The organism is Streptomyces sp. NPDC029138, from assembly GCF_055564375.1.
Map to the genome: position 1 here is coordinate 53,895 of NZ_JBVHWM010000053.1, position 17,307 is coordinate 71,201.

The window sequence follows — 17,307 nt, forward strand, 5'->3', positions numbered from 1 at the left end:
ACGGTCCGTCGCCCACCTCGGGCGCGGTCCTCGTACGGTCCGTCGCCCACCTCGGCCGCCGTCCTCGTGCGGTCCGCCGTCTGCCTCAGTCGCCGTCCTCGTAGGGTCCGCCGCGGAAGTACAGGGCCCCGTAGTGCCGGGGGCGGTCCCCGCGTTCGTGCGCGGCGTCGGAGCGGGCGGCGGGCGCGGAGTGCCGGGTCAGGTCCCGCAGCCGGTCCAGGCCGGCCAGTACCTCGGCGCGGTGGCCGGACTCCTTCGTCCACCGGGGCAGCCGCGCGAACATCGCCATCGTTGGACGCGCGGCGCCCCGCTCGCGCAACGCCGCACCGACGTAGGCGGCCAGCGCTTCGAGATGCTCCTCGTTGTAGGCCCACAGCACGCGGCCGAGGCACCGGGTCGGAGCCACAGGGGCCGCCGGAAGAAGGGGTCCTCGGTGCCGCCGGGCTGGGCCGCTACCAGTCCCCGGCCGCGCAGGTCCGCCGCCCAGCGGGCGATCGCACCGCAGCCCGCGCAGGTCAGCCGGCGAGGCAGGACCAGCAGTTCGCTGAAGTACCTCGGCGGGGGCAGATCCGGCCGGGGTGCGACCAGCGCGCGGCCACCGCAGTGCGGGCAGACCACCAGCACACGGCCGGTGTACGGGAGCAGCCAGCCGCCCGAGTCGTGGTGCCGGGACGGAACCGCGTCCCCCGTAACCCCCATGTCCCCGCCCCCTGCCCCCGTGTCCCGCCCCCTAGTGGGCGGAGCCCGACAGCTGAAGGCCGATCACTCCGATGATGACCAGGCTGATCGACACGATCTTCAGGGTGGAGACCAGGTCGCCGAGGAAGACCATGCCGTAGATCGCGGTGCCCGCCGCGCCGATGCCGGTCCACACGGCGTAGGCGGGGCCGACGTCCAGCTTCTTCAGGGACAGGGTGAGCAGACCGAAGCTGCCGAGCGCGAACGACGCGAAGGCGATCGTCGGCCACAGGCGCGTGAATCCGTGCGAGAGCTTCAGACACACGGCGAAGCCGGTCTCCAGTATCCCGGCCACGATGACCAGCAGCCACGCCATGTGCGGTCCTCCCGTTGATCCGGATCTCCGGCTCGGTGCGATTATGCACTTACCGCCCCGGCACCCCGGCAAACAACGCGAGCCTCAGTCGCCTTCCGTGCGTTCCCTGGTGGCCAGCAGCCGGCGCAGCGAGTACAGCCGCGCCGGGTCGGCGTGCCCCGCCTCGACCCACGCGTCCAGCGCGCAGTCCGGCTCGTCGTGGCTGCACGCGCGCGGGCAGCCCTCCGTGCCGGGTTCGAGGTCCGGGAAGGCGTGGATCACCCGGGACGGGTCCACGTGGTGCAGGCCGAAGGAGCGGACGCCCGGGGTGTCGACGACCCAGCCGGCGCCGCCCGACAGCGGCAGCGCGAGCGCCGAGGTCGTGGTGTGCCGGCCGCGGCCCGTCACCGCGTTGACGTGGCCCGTCGTACGCCGCTGGTCCTCGGGCACCAGTGCGTTGACCAGGGTCGTCTTACCCACACCGGAGTGCCCGACGAACGCCGTGACCTTGCCGTCCAGCTGCTCACGCACCCGGGCCACCGCGGTGCCGCTCTCCAGCTCCTCCCGGCTCGTCACCACGTACGGGATGTCGAGGGCGCCGTACAGCTCCAGCAGCTTGTCCGGCGGGGCCAAATCCGACTTGGTCATCACCAGCAGCGGCTCCAGGCCGCCGTCGAAGGCCGCGACCAGGCAGCGGTCGATCAGCCGGGGGCGGGGCTCGGGGTCGGCCAGGGCCGTCACGATCGCGAGCTGGTCGGCGTTGGCCACGACCACCCGCTCGAACGGATCGTCGTCGTCGGCCGTGCGGCGCAGCACCGACGTCCGCTCCTCGATGCGGACGATCCGCGCGAGCGTGTCCTTCTTGCCGGACAGGTCACCGACCAGGGCCACCCGGTCGCCCACCACGGCCGCCTTGCGGCCCAGCTCACGCGCCTTCATCGCCATCACGACCCGGTCCTCGACCAGGCAGGTCAGCCGTCCCCGGTCGACGGTGAGGACCATGCCCTCGGCCGCGTCCTCGTGCTTGGGCCGGATGTGCGTCCGTGGCCGGTTGCCCTTGCGGTTGGGACGGCTGCGGATGTCGTCCTCGTCGGTGTGCTTGCCGTAGCGGCGCATGGCGTACGTCCCTACTGCCCGAGCATCCCGGTCCACAGGTCGGGGAAGTCCGGCAGGGTCTTCGCCGTCGTCGCCACGTTCTCGATCAGCACGCCCTCGACCGCCAGGCCGATGATCGCACCGGCGGTCGCCATGCGGTGGTCCTCGTAGGTGTGGAAGGTCCCGCCGTGCAGCGCGCGCGGGCGGATGTGCAGGCCGTCGGCCGTCTCCGTGACGTCACCGCCCAGCTCGTTGATCTCCTTGGTGAGCGCGGCCAGCCGGTCCGTCTCGTGCAGCCGCAGATGGGCCACGCCCCGCAGGGTGGACGGCGAGTCGGCGAGCGCCGCCACCGCCGCGATGCCCGGGGTCAGCTCGCCCACGTCGCTCAGGTCCACGTCGATGCCGTGGACCGCCCCGGAACCGGTGAACTCAAGGCCGTAGTCGGTCAGTTCGCAGGAACCGCCCATCTCGGTGAAGATCTCCCGCAGCCGGTCACCCGGCTGGGTGGTACGGGCCGGCCAGTCCGGGATCACCACCTTGCCGCCGGTGACCAGGGCCGCCGCCAGGAACGGCTGGGCGTTGGACAGGTCCGGCTCGATCGTCAGGTCCCGGCCGAGCAGCGCGCCCGGCGTCACCCGCCACACGTTCGGCTCGCCGCCCGACTCCGGGGTGTCCACCTGGGCGCCGACCGCGCGCAGCATGTCCACCGTCATCCGGATGTGCGGCAGCGACGGAAGGCTGGCGCCGGTGTGGCGGACCTCCACGCCCTGGTTGAAACGGGGGCCCGACAGCAGCAGCGCGGACACGAACTGGGACGAGGAGGAGGCGTCGATCGACACCGGGCCGCCGTCCAGGGCCCCGCCGCCGTGCACGGTCAGCGGCAGCGCGCCGCGGCCGTCGTCGTCGATCCGGGCGCCGAGCACCCGCAGCGCGTCGATCACGCCGTTCAGAGGACGCTCGTACGACCGCGGGTCCCCGTCGAACCGGATCGGGCCGTCGGCCAGCGCGGCCACCGGCGGCAGGAACCGCATCACCGTGCCCGCGTTGCCGACGTCGACCGTGGCCGGGCCGCGCAGGCCCGTGGGGAGCACCCGCCAGGCCTCGCCGGTGCCGTCCGGGCCCACCCCCTCCTCGATCTCCACGCCCATGGCCCGCAGGGCACCGGCCATCAGCAGGGTGTCCCGGGACCGCAGCGGGCGGCGCAGCCAGCCGGGCTCGGAGGCCAGGGCCGCGAGGACCAGGGCGCGGTTGGTGACCGACTTGGACCCCGGCACGTGGACCGTCGCGTCGACGGCTCCGCTCGCGTGCGGGGCGGGCCAGAGGGCGGTGGAGGAGGTGTTCGGGGCCATGGGGCCACTTTATAAGGAGGGCCCGGTGTCAACCTTCCAGCAGCCAGCGGCCCCCGCCGATCAGCGAGCACAGCGACACCGCGTGGAACAGGAACAGCCACAGGCCCGCCGGTACGTGCGTCAGCCGCGACAGCTGGTCCGCGTCCGAGTCCCCCGCGCCCCCGCGGGACCGCTTGGCCTGGAGCTCGAACGGCGGCCGTACCCCGCCGGACAGCAGGAACCACACCACGGCGTACGCGAACGCCGCCTGCACCTGCGGCCCGGCCAGCCAGGACACCAGCAGGAACGCCCCGCCCGCGAGGACCACGGTCAGCACGCCGTACGCGTTGCGGATCATCACCAGCATCGCCACCAGCAGGGCGGTGGCCGCCCACAGCAGGAGGGTGATGCGCCCGGCGGCCAGCAGCGCGGCCCCTCCGAGACCCAGCAGCGAGGGGGCCGTGTACCCCGAGGCGGCCGTCAGGATCATGCCCAGCCCGTACGGCTTGCCCCGGCTCACGGTGAGTCCGCTGGTGTCGGAGTGGAGCCGGATCCCGGTGAGCTGCCGACCGGTGACCAGGGCGATCAGGCCGTGGCCGCCCTCGTGCGCGATGGTGATCGCGTTGCGGGATATCCGCCACACCGGGTGCGGGACGACCACGGCGAGCGCGGCGGCCAGCGTGGCCAGCACCACCCACAGGTCGGGATCGGGCTGGGTCCCGGTCAGCCGGTCCCAGAGGTCGGGCAGCGCGGTGGCGGCGAGGCTGTCCATGTGTGCTGGTCGCTCCCTGTCACTGTGCGGAGTCTGGCAGTGTGGCACGTATGTGCGGACGGTATGCATCGAGTCGTGGGCCCGAGGATCTCGCGGGAATCTTCGAGATCGAGAAGTGGGAGCCCGAGGAGACCTTGGAGCCCGACTACAACGTGGCGCCGACCAAGGAGGTCTACGCGGTCCTCGACCGCCCCCTGAAAGACGCGGACTCCCCTCGTCCGGTTCGCCAGCTGCGCACGCTGAAGTGGGGCCTGGTCCCGTCCTGGGCCAAGACCCCCGAGGGCGGCGCCCGGATGATCAACGCCCGGGCCGAGACCGTGCACGAGAAGCCCTCCTACCGGCGCGCCTTCGCCACCCGCCGCTGCATCCTGCCGGCGGACGGCTACTACGAGTGGGTCACCGGCGAGCGGGAGCGCGAGCTGGAGGTGGAGGGCAAGAAGAAGCGGCCGCGCAAACAGCCGTACTTCGTGCTCCCCGCCGACGGCTCGGTGTTCGCGATGGCCGGCCTGTACGAGTTCTGGCGCGACCGGACGCTGCCCGACGACCATCCCCGGGCCTGGTGGGTCACCTGCTCGGTGATCACCACCGAGGCGGAGAAGACCCCGCTGGCCGTGGCCCCCGCCGAGGGCCCGCGCTCCCTCGCCGAGATCCACCCCCGGATGCCGCTGATGCTCACCCCGGACCGCTGGGACGCCTGGCTCGACCCCTCCCGCACCGACCCCGACGACCTGCGCGAGCTGCTCACCCCGCCCCCGGCCGGCCTGATGCGCGCCTACCCGGTCCCCACCGCCGTCAGCAACGTCCGCAACAACAGCCCGGAGCTGCTGAAGGAGCTGGACGGACCGGAAGAGGGCACACTCTTCTGACGTGACCACAGAGATCGTCGGTACGGACGCCGGGGACGCCCGGATCACCTGGCACAAGGCGAAGAAGGCACGGCTGGTGCTGGCCGTGAGCCATGGCGCCGGCGGCGGCATCGAGGCGCGCGACCTCCGGGCGCTCGCGGCCGCGCTGCCCGCCGACGGCGTGAGCGTCGCCCTCGTCGAGCAGCCCTGGCGGGTCGCCGGCAAGAAGGTCGCGCCCGCGCCGAAGACCCTGGACACCGGGTGGCGGGGCGTGTGGCCCGCGCTCGCGGAATCCGGCCTGCCGGTGATCTCCGGGGGCCGCAGCGCCGGCGCCCGGGTCGCCTGCCGTACGGCGGCCGGGCTGGGGGCGCACGCCGTGCTCGCGCTGAGCTTCCCGCTGCACCCGCCCGGCAGGCCGGAGAAGTCGCGGGCCGAGGAGCTGCTGGGGGCCGGGGTGCCCACGCTGGTCGTCCAGGGCGGCAACGACCCCTTCGGGAAGCCGGCGGAGTTCCCGGACGGCGACTTCCGGCTGATCGAGGTGCCGTACGGCGATCACGGCTTCGCCGTGCCCAAGCGCGCGGAGATCACTCAGGAGCGGGCGCTCGAGATCATCACCGGCGCGGTGCGGGAGTGGGTCGCGTCACTGGGGTGACCCGGGAATGTTGGGCGGTGGGCCGCTGTTGAGCCGGACGGAAGTGCCGACGGCTTCGGCACCGACGTCGCAGGAGAGGAAGTCCGCCGCATGGGTTCGACCATCTGCCCGGCCCGCAGCAGCCGCCCCGACCTGGACTGGTCCGTGCTGCACGCGGCCAAGACCGCTCCTGTTCGAGCGGCGGCAGGCACGGGTCGTGTTCTATCCTCCGAAACGAGTGGGATCGGTTTCGGTCCCGCCCGGGATCTTGAGGAGGTGGGTCCGGTCACCGGTACCGACGCAGGGACCGACAACGGCCAGGCGGAGCTGCCCGAGGGCCAGGGCGTCAGCGCGGACGCGTCCGACGAGACGACCGCGGAGCGCAGCGCGCGCTTCGAGCGGGACGCGCTCGAATTCCTCGACCAGATGTACTCGGCCGCGCTGCGCATGACGCGCAATCCGGCCGACGCCGAGGACCTGGTGCAGGAGACGTACGCCAAGGCGTACGCGTCCTTCCACCAGTTCCGCGAGGGCACCAACCTGAAGGCGTGGCTGTACCGCATCCTCACCAACACCTTCATCAACTCCTACCGCAAGAAGCAGCGCGAGCCCCAGCGCTCCGCCGCGGAGGAGATCGAGGACTGGCAGCTCGCCCGTGCCGAGTCGCACATGTCGACGGGTCTGCGCTCCGCCGAGTCGCAGGCGCTCGACCACCTGCCCGACTCGGACGTGAAGTCGGCGCTCCAGGCGATCCCCGAGGAGTTCCGCATCGCCGTCTATCTCGCGGACGTCGAGGGGTTTGCCTACAAGGAGATCGCGGACATCATGGGGACACCCATCGGGACGGTGATGTCCCGGCTGCACCGGGGCCGCCGTCAGCTGCGCGGCATGCTGGAGGACTACGCCCGTGAGCGCGGGCTGGTCCCGGCCGGCGCCGGAGAGTCGAACGAAGCGAAAGGCTCGGGCTCATGAGCTGCGGAGAGCCGCACGAGACGGACTGCAGTGAGGTCCTCGACCACCTGTACGAGTTCCTCGACAGCGAGATGCCGGACGTCGACCGCGACAAGTTCCAGCACCACTTCGAGGAATGCTCGCCGTGCCTGGAGAAGTACGGCCTGGAGCAGGCCGTGAAGAAGCTGGTGAAGCGGTGCTGCGGGCATGATGACGTGCCCGCCGACCTGCGGGCCAAGGTCATGGGACGGATCGAGCTGATCCGCTCCGGGCAGACCGTGCCGGAGCACGATGTGACCAAGGCCCCGGCGGCACCGCAGGAGTCCTGACACGCCGGGTCATATCACCCGAACGTGCTAATCCTCAGGTCATAAGCCCCGCACCCCCCGATTCCCGCCCTAGGCTCCGAGCCTGGAGGAGGCACGGGGAGGGGTGTGATGGACGCGGTACCGGCAAGGGCACGCGGCTATGTCGCCGCCGTCGCCCTGCCGGCCGTCCTCTGCCTGCTGCCCCTGCCGGCGACGCACACCCCCTGGTGGGCGCTGGCCCTGCTCGCCGCCCTCTACGCGGCCTGCGAGCACGTCGTGCGCCGCCGCTTCGGCGGCACCTTCTACCCCGTGCTGCTCGCCGGTGCGTTCCTGCTGCCCCCGGCGGCCGCCGCGCTCGTCCCGGTGCCCGCCGCGCTGCTCTCCCCGGTCGAGCACCCGCCCGCCCCGCTCCGGCGCGTGTGGCGGGCCGCGCAGCCCGCGCTCGCAGTATGGGCCGCCGCCCGGGTGCACCGCGCGCTCGGCGGCGAACACGCCGTCGTCGGCTCCGACTTTCCCACCGCCCTGCTGCCCGCCGGCGCGGCCGTCCTCGCCTTCTGCCTGGTGCTCACCGCGCTCGACGGCGGCCTGCGCGCGGCGGCCGGACTGGTGCCGCTGCGGCGGGCCTGGCGCGGACTGCTGGCGCGCTCCCTCGCCCCGGTCGCGGTGCACGGACTCGCCGGGCTGATGATGGCCGTGCTCTGGCGCAGCCCTTACGGCCCGGTCGCCGCGCTCCTCGTGCTGCTGCCGATGGCCGTCTCCGGGTGGGTCTTCGCCCAGTACCACCGCGAACGCGCCGCCCACCAGGCCACCATCCGCGCCCTCGTCCAGGCCGTCGACATCAAGGACGGCTACACCCGCGGCCACAGCGAACGCGTCGGACACGCCTCCGTGCTGATCGCCCGCGAACTCGGCATGGACGACGACCGCGTCGAGGTGCTGCGCTTCGCGGGCATCCTGCACGACGTCGGCAAGCTGGGCGTGCCCACCCGGCTGCTGCGCAAGGACGGCCCGCTCACCCCGCAGGAGCGGCGGATCATCGAGCTGCACCCCGAGTACGGCCACGAGATGGTCCGCGGGATCTCCTTCCTCGGCGAGGCCCGCGCGGCCATCCTCCACCACCACGAACGGCTCGACGGCAGCGGCTACCCGTACGGCCTGGCGGGCAGCCAGATCCCCGAGTGCGCCCGGATCGTCGCCGTCGCGGACGCCTTCGACGCCATGACCTCCACCCGCTGCTACAGCAGGGCCCGCCCGGTCGAGGCCGCCGTCGCCGAGCTGGAGCGCTGCGCCGGGGCGCACTTCGACCCCCGGATGGTCGGCGCGCTCGTCCGCGCCCTGCGCCGCTTCGGCTGGCACCCGGCGGTCACCGCGGACGAACCGGCGTACGGCGCCCCGGCCGTGGAGCGGACCCCCAGCACCGGGGCGCCCCGATGACCGCCCTGCGGCTGATCCACGGCGCCGCCGCCCTCGTCGCGGCCGGCGCCCTCGCCGTCACCCTGTGGACCGGCCTGCACGACCGGGGTGTCGCGCTCGCCTTCGGCGTGCTCATAGCCATCGGCGAACTGATCCGCTGGAGCGACGAGCAGGGGCGCCGGCAGGCCGCGCCCCTCGGTGCCGCCGTCGCCCTGTCGTACGCCCTGCTGGGCGCCGACGCCGGACGGCCCAGCCAGCACGACGCCGCCCAGGTCGTCACCGTCGTCCTCGTCGCCGGCGTGCTCGGCGCGGTCCCGCACATCTGGTCCGGCCGCAGCCCCACCGTCGACCACCTGGCCCGCCGGATCCTCACCGTCGGCTTCGCCGCCGTCTGCTTCCAACCCCTCTACAACGAGGGCGCGTTCACCCACTGGAGTGGTCCCGCCTACGCCCTCCTGCTGCTCACCCTGCTCGCCCTCACCTCCCTGTGCGGCGCGGTCCTGGCCGCCGCGCTCGCCCACTGCCGCACCGGCTGGCCCTTCGGCCCGCTGCTGCGCGAGGAACTGCGCGGACTGCTCGGCATCGGCTCCGCCATCTGCGCGACCGGCGCGGTGATGGCGCTCGCGGTCGCCGTCGTCGGCCTGTGGGCGCTGCCCGTGTTCTGCCTGCCCATGCTGCTCGTCCAGCTCTCCCTGCGCCGCTACGCGGCCGTTCGCGCCACCTACCGGCAGACCATCGCCTCCCTGGCCCGCGCCACCGAGATCGCCGGCTGCACCCCCGCCGGCCACGCCCACCGCGTCGCCGCGCTCAGCCTCGCCGTCGGCCGGGATCTCGGCCTGACCGGCCCCGAACTGACCGTCCTGGAGTACGCGGCCCTGATGCACGACATCGGCCAGCTCAGCCTGGTCGACCCGGTCCCGGCCGGCGCCACCGCCGGCCTCCCGGCCACGGAGCAGCGGCGCATCGCCCTGCTCGGCGGTGCCGTCGTCCGGCAGACCGGGGTGGACGCGGCTGTCGCCGTCGTCGTGGAACGGCAGGCCGACCCCTACCGGGAGCAGCCGCTCGCCGCCCGGATCGTCCGGGCCGTGAACGCCTACGACGAGAAGACCCGGGACCTCGGTCCCGAAGGCCCGCTGCGCGCACTGGAGGAGCTGCGGCTCGGCACCGCCGGGGACTACGCTCCCGAGGTCGTGGAGTCGCTCGCCCGGGTGCTGGCCAGGCCTCCCGGCGTGCGGGAGCGCGTGCCGGTGCGGCGAACGGGACTGTCTGACCCCGTGCCCGGCTGGGTAACCCATGGGTAATGAGCGCCTTTCCCACGGCACGTGGTTGGATGCGAGGGAGAGGGTGTCCGGGGGCACAAGCCAGCCCACAGCGGGACATGGAACTGGCAGGCGGGAATCGTGAGGATCTTCGGCAAGGGACGGCACCGGCCCTCCGCCTCCTGGCGGCAGGCCACCGACCGCGCGTTCACACTCATCGGCGACGGCCGGTACGAGGACGCGGGCGAGCTGCTGACACGGGCCGCCGATCTGGAACCCTGGCTGTCGGAGTCCTGGTTCAACCTCGCCCTGCTGCACAAGTTCCGGCACGACTGGGAGCAGGCGCGCGCGGCCGGGCTGCGCGCGGTCGCCCTGCTCGACCGGGAGACCGGGGCGCCCGACTGGTGGAACGTCGGCATCGCCGCGACCGCGCTTCAGGACTGGCCGCTGGCCCGCCGCGCCTGGCAGGCGTACGGGCTGAAGGTGCCGGGCGGTGCAGCGGCCTCCGCCGAGCCCGTCGGCATGGAGCTGGGCAGCGCGGCCGTACGGCTCTCCCCGGAGGGGGAGGCCGAGGTGGTCTGGGGCCGCCGGCTGGATCCCGCGCGGATCGAGGTGCTGTCGATCCCGCTGCCGTCGTCGGGGCGGCGCTGGGGCGAGGTCGTGCTGCACGACGGCGTCCCGCACGGCGAGCGGACCACGTCCACCGGGCACTCCTATCCGGTCTTCGACGAGATCGAGCTGTGGGCGCCGTCGCCCGTCCCCACCTGGGTGGTCCTGCTGGAGGCGGCCACCGAGGCCGACCGGGACGCGCTGGAGCAACTGGCAGCGGACGCGGGGTTCGCGGCGGAGGACTGGTCGTCGTCGGTACGGCTGCTGTGCCGGATGTGCAGTGAGTCCCGAATGCCGTCCGATGAGGGCGAGGGGGTGCACCTGGACCCGCACGACCACAGCGAGCCGGGTCACCCCGGGCCGCTGGGGCATCGGACGGACGGACAGCTGTGGGTGCCGGAGCGGGAGTGCGGGTTGGCTGCGCCGGCTTCGCTGGTCCGGGGGTTGCTGGACGGGTGGGTCGCGGACAGCCCGGACTCGCGGGACTGGCGCGATCTGGAAGAGGTCTGCTGACCAGGCGCCGTACCCTGTATCAGCAACATCCCCCCTGTTCTTTGAGGAAGGCGTACGTCGGTCATGGCGCAGCAGGACACCGATCAGCAGCACGCGGGCGTGCTCCCCGTCGACGACGAGGGCTATGTCGTCGACACGGAGGACTGCGAGGAGCGCGAGAGGGCCTGGCGCGAGCGCGGCACCTCCCGGCCGATCACGGTCGTCGGCAACCCGGTGCTGCACAAGGAGTGCAAGGACGTCACCGAGTTCGGCGAGGAGCTGCGGCAGCTGGTCGCCGACATGTTCGCCAGCCAGCGCACCGCCGAGGGCGTGGGCCTGGCCGCCAACCAGATCGGTGTCGACCTGAAGGTCTTCGTCTACGACTGCCAGGACGACGAGGGCGTCCGGCACGTCGGCGTGGTGTGCAACCCGAAGCTGGTCGACCTGCCCGCCGAGAAGCGCCGGCTGGACGACAGCAACGAGGGCTGCCTGTCCGTGCCCACCGCGTACGCGTCGCTCGCCCGTCCCGACTACGCCGAGGTGACCGGCCAGGACGAGCAGGGCAACCCGATCAAGGTCCGGGGCACCGGCTACTTCGCCCGCTGTTTGCAGCACGAGACCGATCACCTCTACGGCTACCTGTACATCGACCGGCTGTCGAAGCGGGACCGCAAGGACGCGCTGCGGCAGATGGCGGAGAACGAGCCACGCTACCCCGTGGTCGCCAACGACTGACCAGCGCTGCGCGCGTGGGGCGCCCCGGCCGGGATCCTTCCTGGCCGGGGCGCCTTCGTGTTGCCGCGCTTCGCTCGTCCGTGCGTCGTACAACCGATCCCTTGTGTGCTCCTAGTGATCCTTAACCAGTCACACAAGGGGGGATTCTCGGCACCTTGGGGTGGTGAGTGGAGCAAATCCGTTCCCACGACGGTCAGTTGTGGTGCTGAATGGAAGTGCGGGATACGTAACGGCGCACGCCCGGCACAACCGGAGGGGTGTGCGCTCCTGGCGGCTGAGAGGGGTTTGTTCGTGCAAGCTTTCCCACACAGCACCACAGCGGCGCCGACGGCGGTCGTAGTCCCACCCTCACTGGCACTCCCGGTGATCGAGTCCGCCTTTCCCCGGCAACTGCATCCGTATTGGCCACGACTACAGGAGAAGACCCGGCTCTGGCTCCTGGAAAAGCGGCTCATGCCGCCGGCCAAGGTCCGGGAATATGCCGATGGCCTGTGCTACACCGACCTCATGGCGGGCTACTACACCGGTGCTCCCGACGAGGTCCTCCAGGCCATAGCCGACTACAGCGCCTGGTTCTTCGTCTGGGACGACCGCCACGACCGTGACATCGTGCACGGCCGGGCGGGCGACTGGCGGCGGCTGCGGCACCGGCTGCACGCGGCTCTCGACGCACCCAGGCACCATCTGCACCACCCGGACCCACTGGTGGCGGGCTTCGCGGACAGCGTGCTGCGGCTGTACGGCTTCCTGTCGCCCACCTGGAACCAGCGGTTCGCCCGGCACTTCCACGCGGTGATCGAGGCCTACGACCGTGAATTCCGCAACCGCACCGAGGGATACATACCCGGCGTCGAGGAGTACCTCGCCCTGCGCCGGCTCACCTTCGCGCACTGGATATGGACGGACCTCCTCGAACCCAGTGCCGGATGTGAACTCCCGGACGCCGTAAGGAAAAACCCGGCGTACCGACGGGCGGCCCTCCTCAGTCAGGAATTCGCCGCCTGGTACAACGACCTCTGCTCGCTGCCGAAGGAAATAGCGGGCGACGAGGTGCACAATCTCGGAATCAGCCTCATCACCCATGCGGGGCTGACCCTCGAAGAAGCGGTGGACGACGTCCGGCGGCGCGTCGAGGAATGCATCAGCGAATTCCTCGAAGCCGAGCAGGACGCCCTGGAGTTCGCCCGCGAGATCGACGACGGAACGGTCCGCGGAAAAGAGTTGAGCACCGCGGTCCAGGCCTGTGTCGGCAATATGCGCAACTGGTTCAGCTCCGTCTACTGGTTCCACCACGAGTCCGGCCGGTACATGGTCGACAGCTGGGACGACCGCTCCACGCCCCCGTACGTCACGAACGAAGCGGCAGGTGAGAAATGACCGTCGAGTCGGTGCAGCCCGCGAACCCCGAGACGCCCGAGAACCCCGAGACGCTCGACCTGCGTGAACCGCCCCTGGCCGGAGGTGCCGTACCGGTCCTCGGCCACGGTCTGAAACTGGTCCGCGACCCGCTCGCCTTCATGTCCGGGCTGCGCGACCACGGAGACGTGGTGCGCCTGAAGCTCGGCCCCAAGACGGTGTACGCCGTCACCACGCCGGCGCTCACCGGAGCACTGGCCCTCAACCCCGGCTTCAAGATCGACGGCCCGCTGTGGGAGTCCCTCGAAGGACTCCTCGGCAAGGAGGGCGTGGCCACCGCGAACGGCCCCCGGCACCGCCGCCAGCGGCGCACCATACAGCCCGCGTTCCGGCTCGACGCGATACCCGACTACGGCCCGATCATGGAGGAGGAGGCGCACGCGCTGACCGACCGCTGGAAACCCGGCGACACCATCGACTGCACCTCCGAGTCCTTCCGGGTCGCCGTCCGCATCGCGGCCCGCTGCCTGCTGCGCGGCGACTACATGGACGAACGCGCGGAGCGGCTCAGCATCGATCTCGCCACCGTCTTCCGCGGTATGTACCGCCGGATGGTGGTCCCGCTCGGCCCGCTCTACCGGCTGCCGTTTCCGGCCAACCGCGAATTCAACCGGGCGCTGGCCGATTTGCATCTGCTGGTGGACGAGATCGTCGCCGAGCGGAGGGCATCTGGTCAAAAGCCGGACGATTTGCTGACGGCATTGCTGGAGGCGAAGGACGACAATGGTGACCCCATCGGGGAACAGGAGATCCACGACCAGGTCGTCGCCATACTCACCCCCGGCAGCGAAACAGTGGCGTCCACGATCATGTGGCTGCTCCAGGTCCTCGCCGAACACCCGGAACACGCCGAGAAGGTACGGACCGAGGTCGAATCCGTGACCGGTGGTCGACCGGTCGGATTCGAGCACGTCCGCGCACTCACGCACACCAACAATGTCGTCGTCGAGGCCATGCGACTCCGGCCCGCCGTATGGATATTGTCGCGGCGCGCGGTCACCGACACCGCGCTCGGCGGCTATCGCATTCCGGCCGGGGCGGACATCGTCTACAGCCCGTACGCCATCCAGCGCGACGCCCGCTCCTACGCCCGCCATCTCGACTTCGACCCCGACCGCTGGCTGCCCGAGCGGGCCAAGGAGGTACCGAAGTACGCGATGAGCCCGTTCAGCGTGGGCAACCGCAAGTGCCCCAGCGACCACTTCTCCATGACCCAGCTGAGCCTGATCACCGCGGCGATCTCCGCGAAGTACCGTTTCGAGCAGGTCAGTGGGTCCGACGACACCACCCGCGTGGGCATCACGCTCCGCCCGCAGAACCTGCTGCTGCGGGCGATGCCCTGGTAGACCACCTGGTACCGGCGCGCGCTCAGGCGGCCTCCGGGCCCCGGAACGCGCGCCGGTAGGAGTTCGGGGTCGTACCCAGCGCCCGGACGAACTGGTGGCGCAGCGCGGCGGCCGTACCGAACCCGGTGCGCCAGGCGATGGCGTCCATGGTCTCGTCCGTTGCTTCCAGCAACTCCTGTGCCAGCAGCACCCGTTGGCGCAGGATCCACCGGTACGGCGTGGTCCCCGTCTCCTGCTGGAAGCGCCGGGCGAAGGTGCGCGGCGCCATATGGGCGCGGGCGGCGAGCTGCTCGACGGTCACCTCCTGGTCGAGGTGGGCCTCCATCCAGGCGAGCACCTCCCCGACCGTGTCGCAGGGCGCCTTCGGCAGGGGCCGCTCGATGAACTGCGCCTGCCCGCCGTCCCGGTGCGGCGGCACCACCATCCGACGGGCGATCTTGTTGGCCACCTCCGGCCCCTGCTCCTTGCGCACGAGATGCAGACAGGCGTCGATCCCGGCGGCGGTGCCGGCGGAGGTGATCACGGGATCCTCGTCCACGTACAGCACGTCCGGCTCGACCGTGAGCCGTGGGTAGCGCCGGGCCAGCTGCTCGGCGTGGTGCCAGTGCACCGCACACCGCCGCCCGTCCAGCAGCCCCGCCGCGGCCAGCACGAACACCCCGGAGCAGACGCTGAGCACCCGGGTGCCCCGGTCCACGGCCCGCCGCAGCGCCGCCAGCAGCTCCTCCGGGTACTCGCGCTCCGCGTAGGTCTCACCGGCCGGTACGGCGATCAGATCGGCCTCCTCCAGCCGCTCCAGGCCGTACGGCGTGGACACGGTGAACCCGCAGTGGGTGCCCAGGTCGGGCCCCTCCGCCGACACCACGGCGAAGTCGTACACGGGCAGCCCGTCGTCGCTGCGGTCGATGCCGAACACCTCGCACACGACACCCAGCTCGAAGGGATGCACCCCGTCCAGCAGCACGGCGGCCACGTTCTTCAGCATGCTGCCAGTGTGCCTCGACAGTGGCAGTAATTCGAGCCTCTACGGCAGTCCTGCCACTCCCGGTAAGGAGTATCCGGCGCGACAGTGGTGTGCATGAACGGAAACCAGATCGAAGGACTGATCGGAATGCTCGCCACCCTCGGGATCCTGGTCCTCCTGGTCCTCCCGTCCGTGCTCGGCATCGTGCGCGACCGGCGTATCGACCGCCAGCTCAGGGCGGCGGAGCGGCGCGGGACACCCAGGCCCACCGAGCCGGCGAAGGAGCCCCAGCCCCGCAGGAGGCACCACGGCGCGACCCGACCCGCCTGACAGAAACCATGTGCGAGCCCTGTCCGCCCGCTGTGTACGCTCTCCTCTCACATCACAAGGGGAGGGAACATGCGAGGCAGAACGGCCGGAACGGCCTGGGCCCTGGCGGGCGGGGCCGCGGCCCTGACGCTGCTGACCGCGACGGGCGCCCACGCGGAGGGCAGGGGAGACATCCGCGTGGTGAAGACCGTCGTCAACAAGGGCGGGAACGTGACCGTCGGAACGTCGAAGAAGGTCACGTTCCCGATCGCCCTCACGATCAAGGACGACTCGGGCGTGAAGGGGGTGACCGATGCCAGTACCTTCAACACGACCCACGGCTGGGGCTTCTTCGACTGGACCGGGACCTCGTGCGCGAAGAAGTCGCACACCACGTCGGTGTGCACGGTCACGATGACCGTCGACCCGGCCTGGATCCGCGACAGTGACGACATGGACAGCAACAAGCTGGCCGGCGTCTGGCAGGTCAACGCCACCGTCAAGGCGAACGACGGCGACTACTGGATCTCCGACCGGATCGCCGAGTACAAGGTCAAGCGGGCCTCGCGACTGACCACGGACGCCTCGCCCGAGCCCGTCGCCAAGGGCGCCAAGCTCACCGTCACCGGCAAGCTGTCCCGGGCCAACTGGGAGGACCTGAAGTACCACGGGTTCACCGGGCAGGACGTGAAGCTCCAGTTCAAGGCGGCCGGCGCCGCCCACTACCGCACGGTGAAGACCGTGCGCACGGGCGACGCCGGAAAGCTCAGCACCAAGGTCACCGTCACCTCTGCGGGCAGCTGGCGCTGGTACTTCCCCGGCACGACGACGACCGCGCGGGTCGTGTCGGCCGGGGACGCGGTGAAGCTGAAGTAACGGCCGGTCAGAAGTCCTCGTCCAGGTCGACGGTGCCCTCCACCGCGACCTGGTAGGCCGAGGGGCGGCGTTCGAAGAAGTTGGTCAGTTCCTGGACGCCTTGCAACTCCATGAAGGAGAAGGGGTTCTCGGAGCCGTGGACGGGGGCGAAGCCGAGGCGGGTGAGGCGCTGGTCGGCGACGCATTCGAGGTACTGGCGCATGGAGTCGGTGTTCATGCCGGGCAGGCCCTCGCCGCACAGGTCGCGGGCGAATTGCAGTTCGGCTTCGACGGCTTCGTGGAGCATGTCGGTGACCTGTTGCTGGAGCTGGTCGTCGAAGAGGTCGGGTTCTTCCTTGCGGACGGTGTCGACGACGTCGAAGGCGAAGCTCATGTGCATGGTCTCGTCGCGGAAGACCCAGTTGGTGCCGGTGGCGAGGCCGTGGAGCAGGCCGCGGCTGCGGAACCAGTAGACGTAGGCGAAGGCGCCGTAGAAGAAGAGTCCTTCGATGCAGGCGGCGAAGCAGATGAGGTTGAGCAGGAAGCGGCGCCGGTCGGCTTTGGTGTCCAGGCGGTCGATCTTCTCGACCTCGTTGATCCACTTGAAGCAGAACTCGGCCTTCTCGCGGATGGAGGGGATGTTCTCGACGGCGGCGAAGGCGGCGGTGCGGTCGTCGGGGTCGGGGAGGTAGGTGTCCAGGAGGGTCAGGTAGAACTGGACGTGGACGGCTTCCTCGAACAGCTGACGCGACAGATACAGGCGTGCTTCGGGGGAGTTGATGTGCTTGTAGAGGGTGAGGACGAGGTTGTTGGCGACGATGGAGTCGCCGGTGGCGAAGAAGGCGACCAGCCGGCCGATGAGGTGTTGTTCTTCGGGGGTGAGTTTGGCGAGGTCGGCGACGTCGGAGTGGAGGTCGACCTCTTCGACGGTCCAGGTGTTTTTGAT

General features: G+C 71.2%; 19 protein-coding genes. 12 read left to right on the plus strand and 7 right to left on the minus strand.

Annotated features, from left to right (window positions below):
- Positions 1-85 precede the first annotated feature (85 nt).
- From ACZ4WH_RS31560 to ACZ4WH_RS31580, 5 genes are all read right to left on the minus strand, one after another.
- Positions 86-406 (minus strand): hypothetical protein, encoded by a 321-nt coding sequence (locus ACZ4WH_RS31560; protein WP_468187259.1) that lies wholly within the window; start codon positions 404-406, stop codon positions 86-88.
- 324 nt (positions 407-730) lie between these two features.
- Positions 731-1,054 carry a DMT family transporter gene (locus ACZ4WH_RS31565; RefSeq protein ID WP_030657145.1) on the minus strand — a complete coding sequence of 108 codons (324 nt, stop codon included), beginning with the start codon at positions 1,052-1,054 and terminating at the stop codon, positions 731-733.
- Positions 1,055-1,138: 84 nt separating this feature from the next.
- Positions 1,139-2,149 carry a ribosome small subunit-dependent GTPase A gene (gene rsgA, locus ACZ4WH_RS31570; RefSeq protein ID WP_468187262.1) on the minus strand — a complete coding sequence of 337 codons (1,011 nt, stop codon included), beginning with the start codon at positions 2,147-2,149 and terminating at the stop codon, positions 1,139-1,141.
- An 11-nt stretch (positions 2,150-2,160) separates the two neighbouring features.
- Positions 2,161-3,477 carry a 3-phosphoshikimate 1-carboxyvinyltransferase gene (gene aroA / locus ACZ4WH_RS31575; protein ID WP_468187263.1) on the minus strand — a complete coding sequence of 439 codons (1,317 nt, stop codon included), beginning with the start codon at positions 3,475-3,477 and terminating at the stop codon, positions 2,161-2,163.
- A 28-nt stretch (positions 3,478-3,505) separates the two neighbouring features.
- Positions 3,506-4,228: a M50 family metallopeptidase gene (locus ACZ4WH_RS31580; protein WP_468187265.1), complete on the minus strand. Its 723-nt coding sequence runs from the start codon at positions 4,226-4,228 to the stop codon at positions 3,506-3,508.
- A 50-nt stretch (positions 4,229-4,278) separates the two neighbouring features.
- Between ACZ4WH_RS31580 and ACZ4WH_RS31585 the strand changes: the two genes are divergently transcribed.
- The 10 genes from ACZ4WH_RS31585 (at position 4,279) to ACZ4WH_RS31630 (ending at position 14,233) form a co-directional block, all read left to right on the plus strand.
- Positions 4,279-5,094 carry an SOS response-associated peptidase gene (locus ACZ4WH_RS31585; protein ID WP_468187267.1) on the plus strand — a complete coding sequence of 272 codons (816 nt, stop codon included), beginning with the start codon at positions 4,279-4,281 and terminating at the stop codon, positions 5,092-5,094.
- Position 5,095: 1 nt separating this feature from the next.
- Entirely contained in the window at positions 5,096-5,725 is a 630-nt protein-coding gene (locus ACZ4WH_RS31590) for an alpha/beta hydrolase family protein (RefSeq protein WP_468187269.1), read from the plus strand.
- A gap of 255 nt (positions 5,726-5,980) precedes the next feature.
- The gene (gene sigR / locus ACZ4WH_RS31595) at positions 5,981-6,676 is read left to right on the plus strand and encodes an RNA polymerase sigma factor SigR (RefSeq protein ID WP_468187292.1); all 696 of its coding nucleotides are present in this window, start codon (positions 5,981-5,983) and stop codon (positions 6,674-6,676) included.
- Positions 6,673-6,984 carry a mycothiol system anti-sigma-R factor gene (gene rsrA / locus ACZ4WH_RS31600; protein WP_059252525.1) on the plus strand — a complete coding sequence of 104 codons (312 nt, stop codon included), beginning with the start codon at positions 6,673-6,675 and terminating at the stop codon, positions 6,982-6,984. Before sigR ends, rsrA begins: the two co-directional genes overlap by 4 nt.
- 108 nt (positions 6,985-7,092) lie before the next feature.
- Entirely contained in the window at positions 7,093-8,397 is a 1,305-nt protein-coding gene (locus tag ACZ4WH_RS31605; protein WP_468187271.1) for an HD-GYP domain-containing protein, read from the plus strand.
- Positions 8,394-9,677 (plus strand): HD-GYP domain-containing protein, encoded by a 1,284-nt coding sequence (locus tag ACZ4WH_RS31610; RefSeq protein ID WP_468187273.1) that lies wholly within the window; start codon positions 8,394-8,396, stop codon positions 9,675-9,677. The genes ACZ4WH_RS31605 and ACZ4WH_RS31610 overlap by 4 nt, the downstream gene beginning before the upstream one ends.
- A 99-nt stretch (positions 9,678-9,776) precedes the next feature.
- Positions 9,777-10,757, plus strand: coding sequence for a hypothetical protein (locus ACZ4WH_RS31615; protein WP_468187275.1), 981 nt, complete (start codon positions 9,777-9,779; stop codon positions 10,755-10,757).
- Between the two features lie 63 nt (positions 10,758-10,820).
- The gene (def, locus tag ACZ4WH_RS31620; RefSeq protein ID WP_468187277.1) at positions 10,821-11,471 is read left to right on the plus strand and encodes a peptide deformylase; all 651 of its coding nucleotides are present in this window, start codon (positions 10,821-10,823) and stop codon (positions 11,469-11,471) included.
- Between the two features lie 291 nt (positions 11,472-11,762).
- Positions 11,763-12,848: an epi-isozizaene synthase gene (gene cyc1, locus ACZ4WH_RS31625; RefSeq protein WP_468187279.1), complete on the plus strand. Its 1,086-nt coding sequence runs from the start codon at positions 11,763-11,765 to the stop codon at positions 12,846-12,848.
- Positions 12,845-14,233, plus strand: coding sequence for a bifunctional albaflavenone monooxygenase/terpene synthase (locus ACZ4WH_RS31630; protein WP_468187281.1), 1,389 nt, complete (start codon positions 12,845-12,847; stop codon positions 14,231-14,233). The genes cyc1 and ACZ4WH_RS31630 overlap by 4 nt, the downstream gene beginning before the upstream one ends.
- 22 nt (positions 14,234-14,255) lie before the next feature.
- Here ACZ4WH_RS31630 and ACZ4WH_RS31635 read toward each other — a convergent pair whose 3' ends face one another.
- Positions 14,256-15,218, minus strand: a complete 963-nt coding sequence (locus tag ACZ4WH_RS31635; RefSeq protein WP_468187283.1) for a GlxA family transcriptional regulator — start codon at positions 15,216-15,218, stop codon at positions 14,256-14,258.
- Between the two features lie 93 nt (positions 15,219-15,311).
- Between ACZ4WH_RS31635 and ACZ4WH_RS31640 the strand changes: the two genes are divergently transcribed.
- Positions 15,312-15,527, plus strand: a complete 216-nt coding sequence (locus ACZ4WH_RS31640) for a hypothetical protein (RefSeq protein ID WP_468187285.1) — start codon at positions 15,312-15,314, stop codon at positions 15,525-15,527.
- 69 nt (positions 15,528-15,596) lie between these two features.
- The gene (locus ACZ4WH_RS31645) at positions 15,597-16,382 is read left to right on the plus strand and encodes a hypothetical protein (protein ID WP_468187286.1); all 786 of its coding nucleotides are present in this window, start codon (positions 15,597-15,599) and stop codon (positions 16,380-16,382) included.
- Between the two features lie 7 nt (positions 16,383-16,389).
- Here the strand turns inward: ACZ4WH_RS31645 and ACZ4WH_RS31650 are convergent.
- On the minus strand, positions 16,390-17,307 hold a 918-nt coding region (locus ACZ4WH_RS31650), incomplete at its 5' end, for a ribonucleotide-diphosphate reductase subunit beta (protein WP_468187288.1).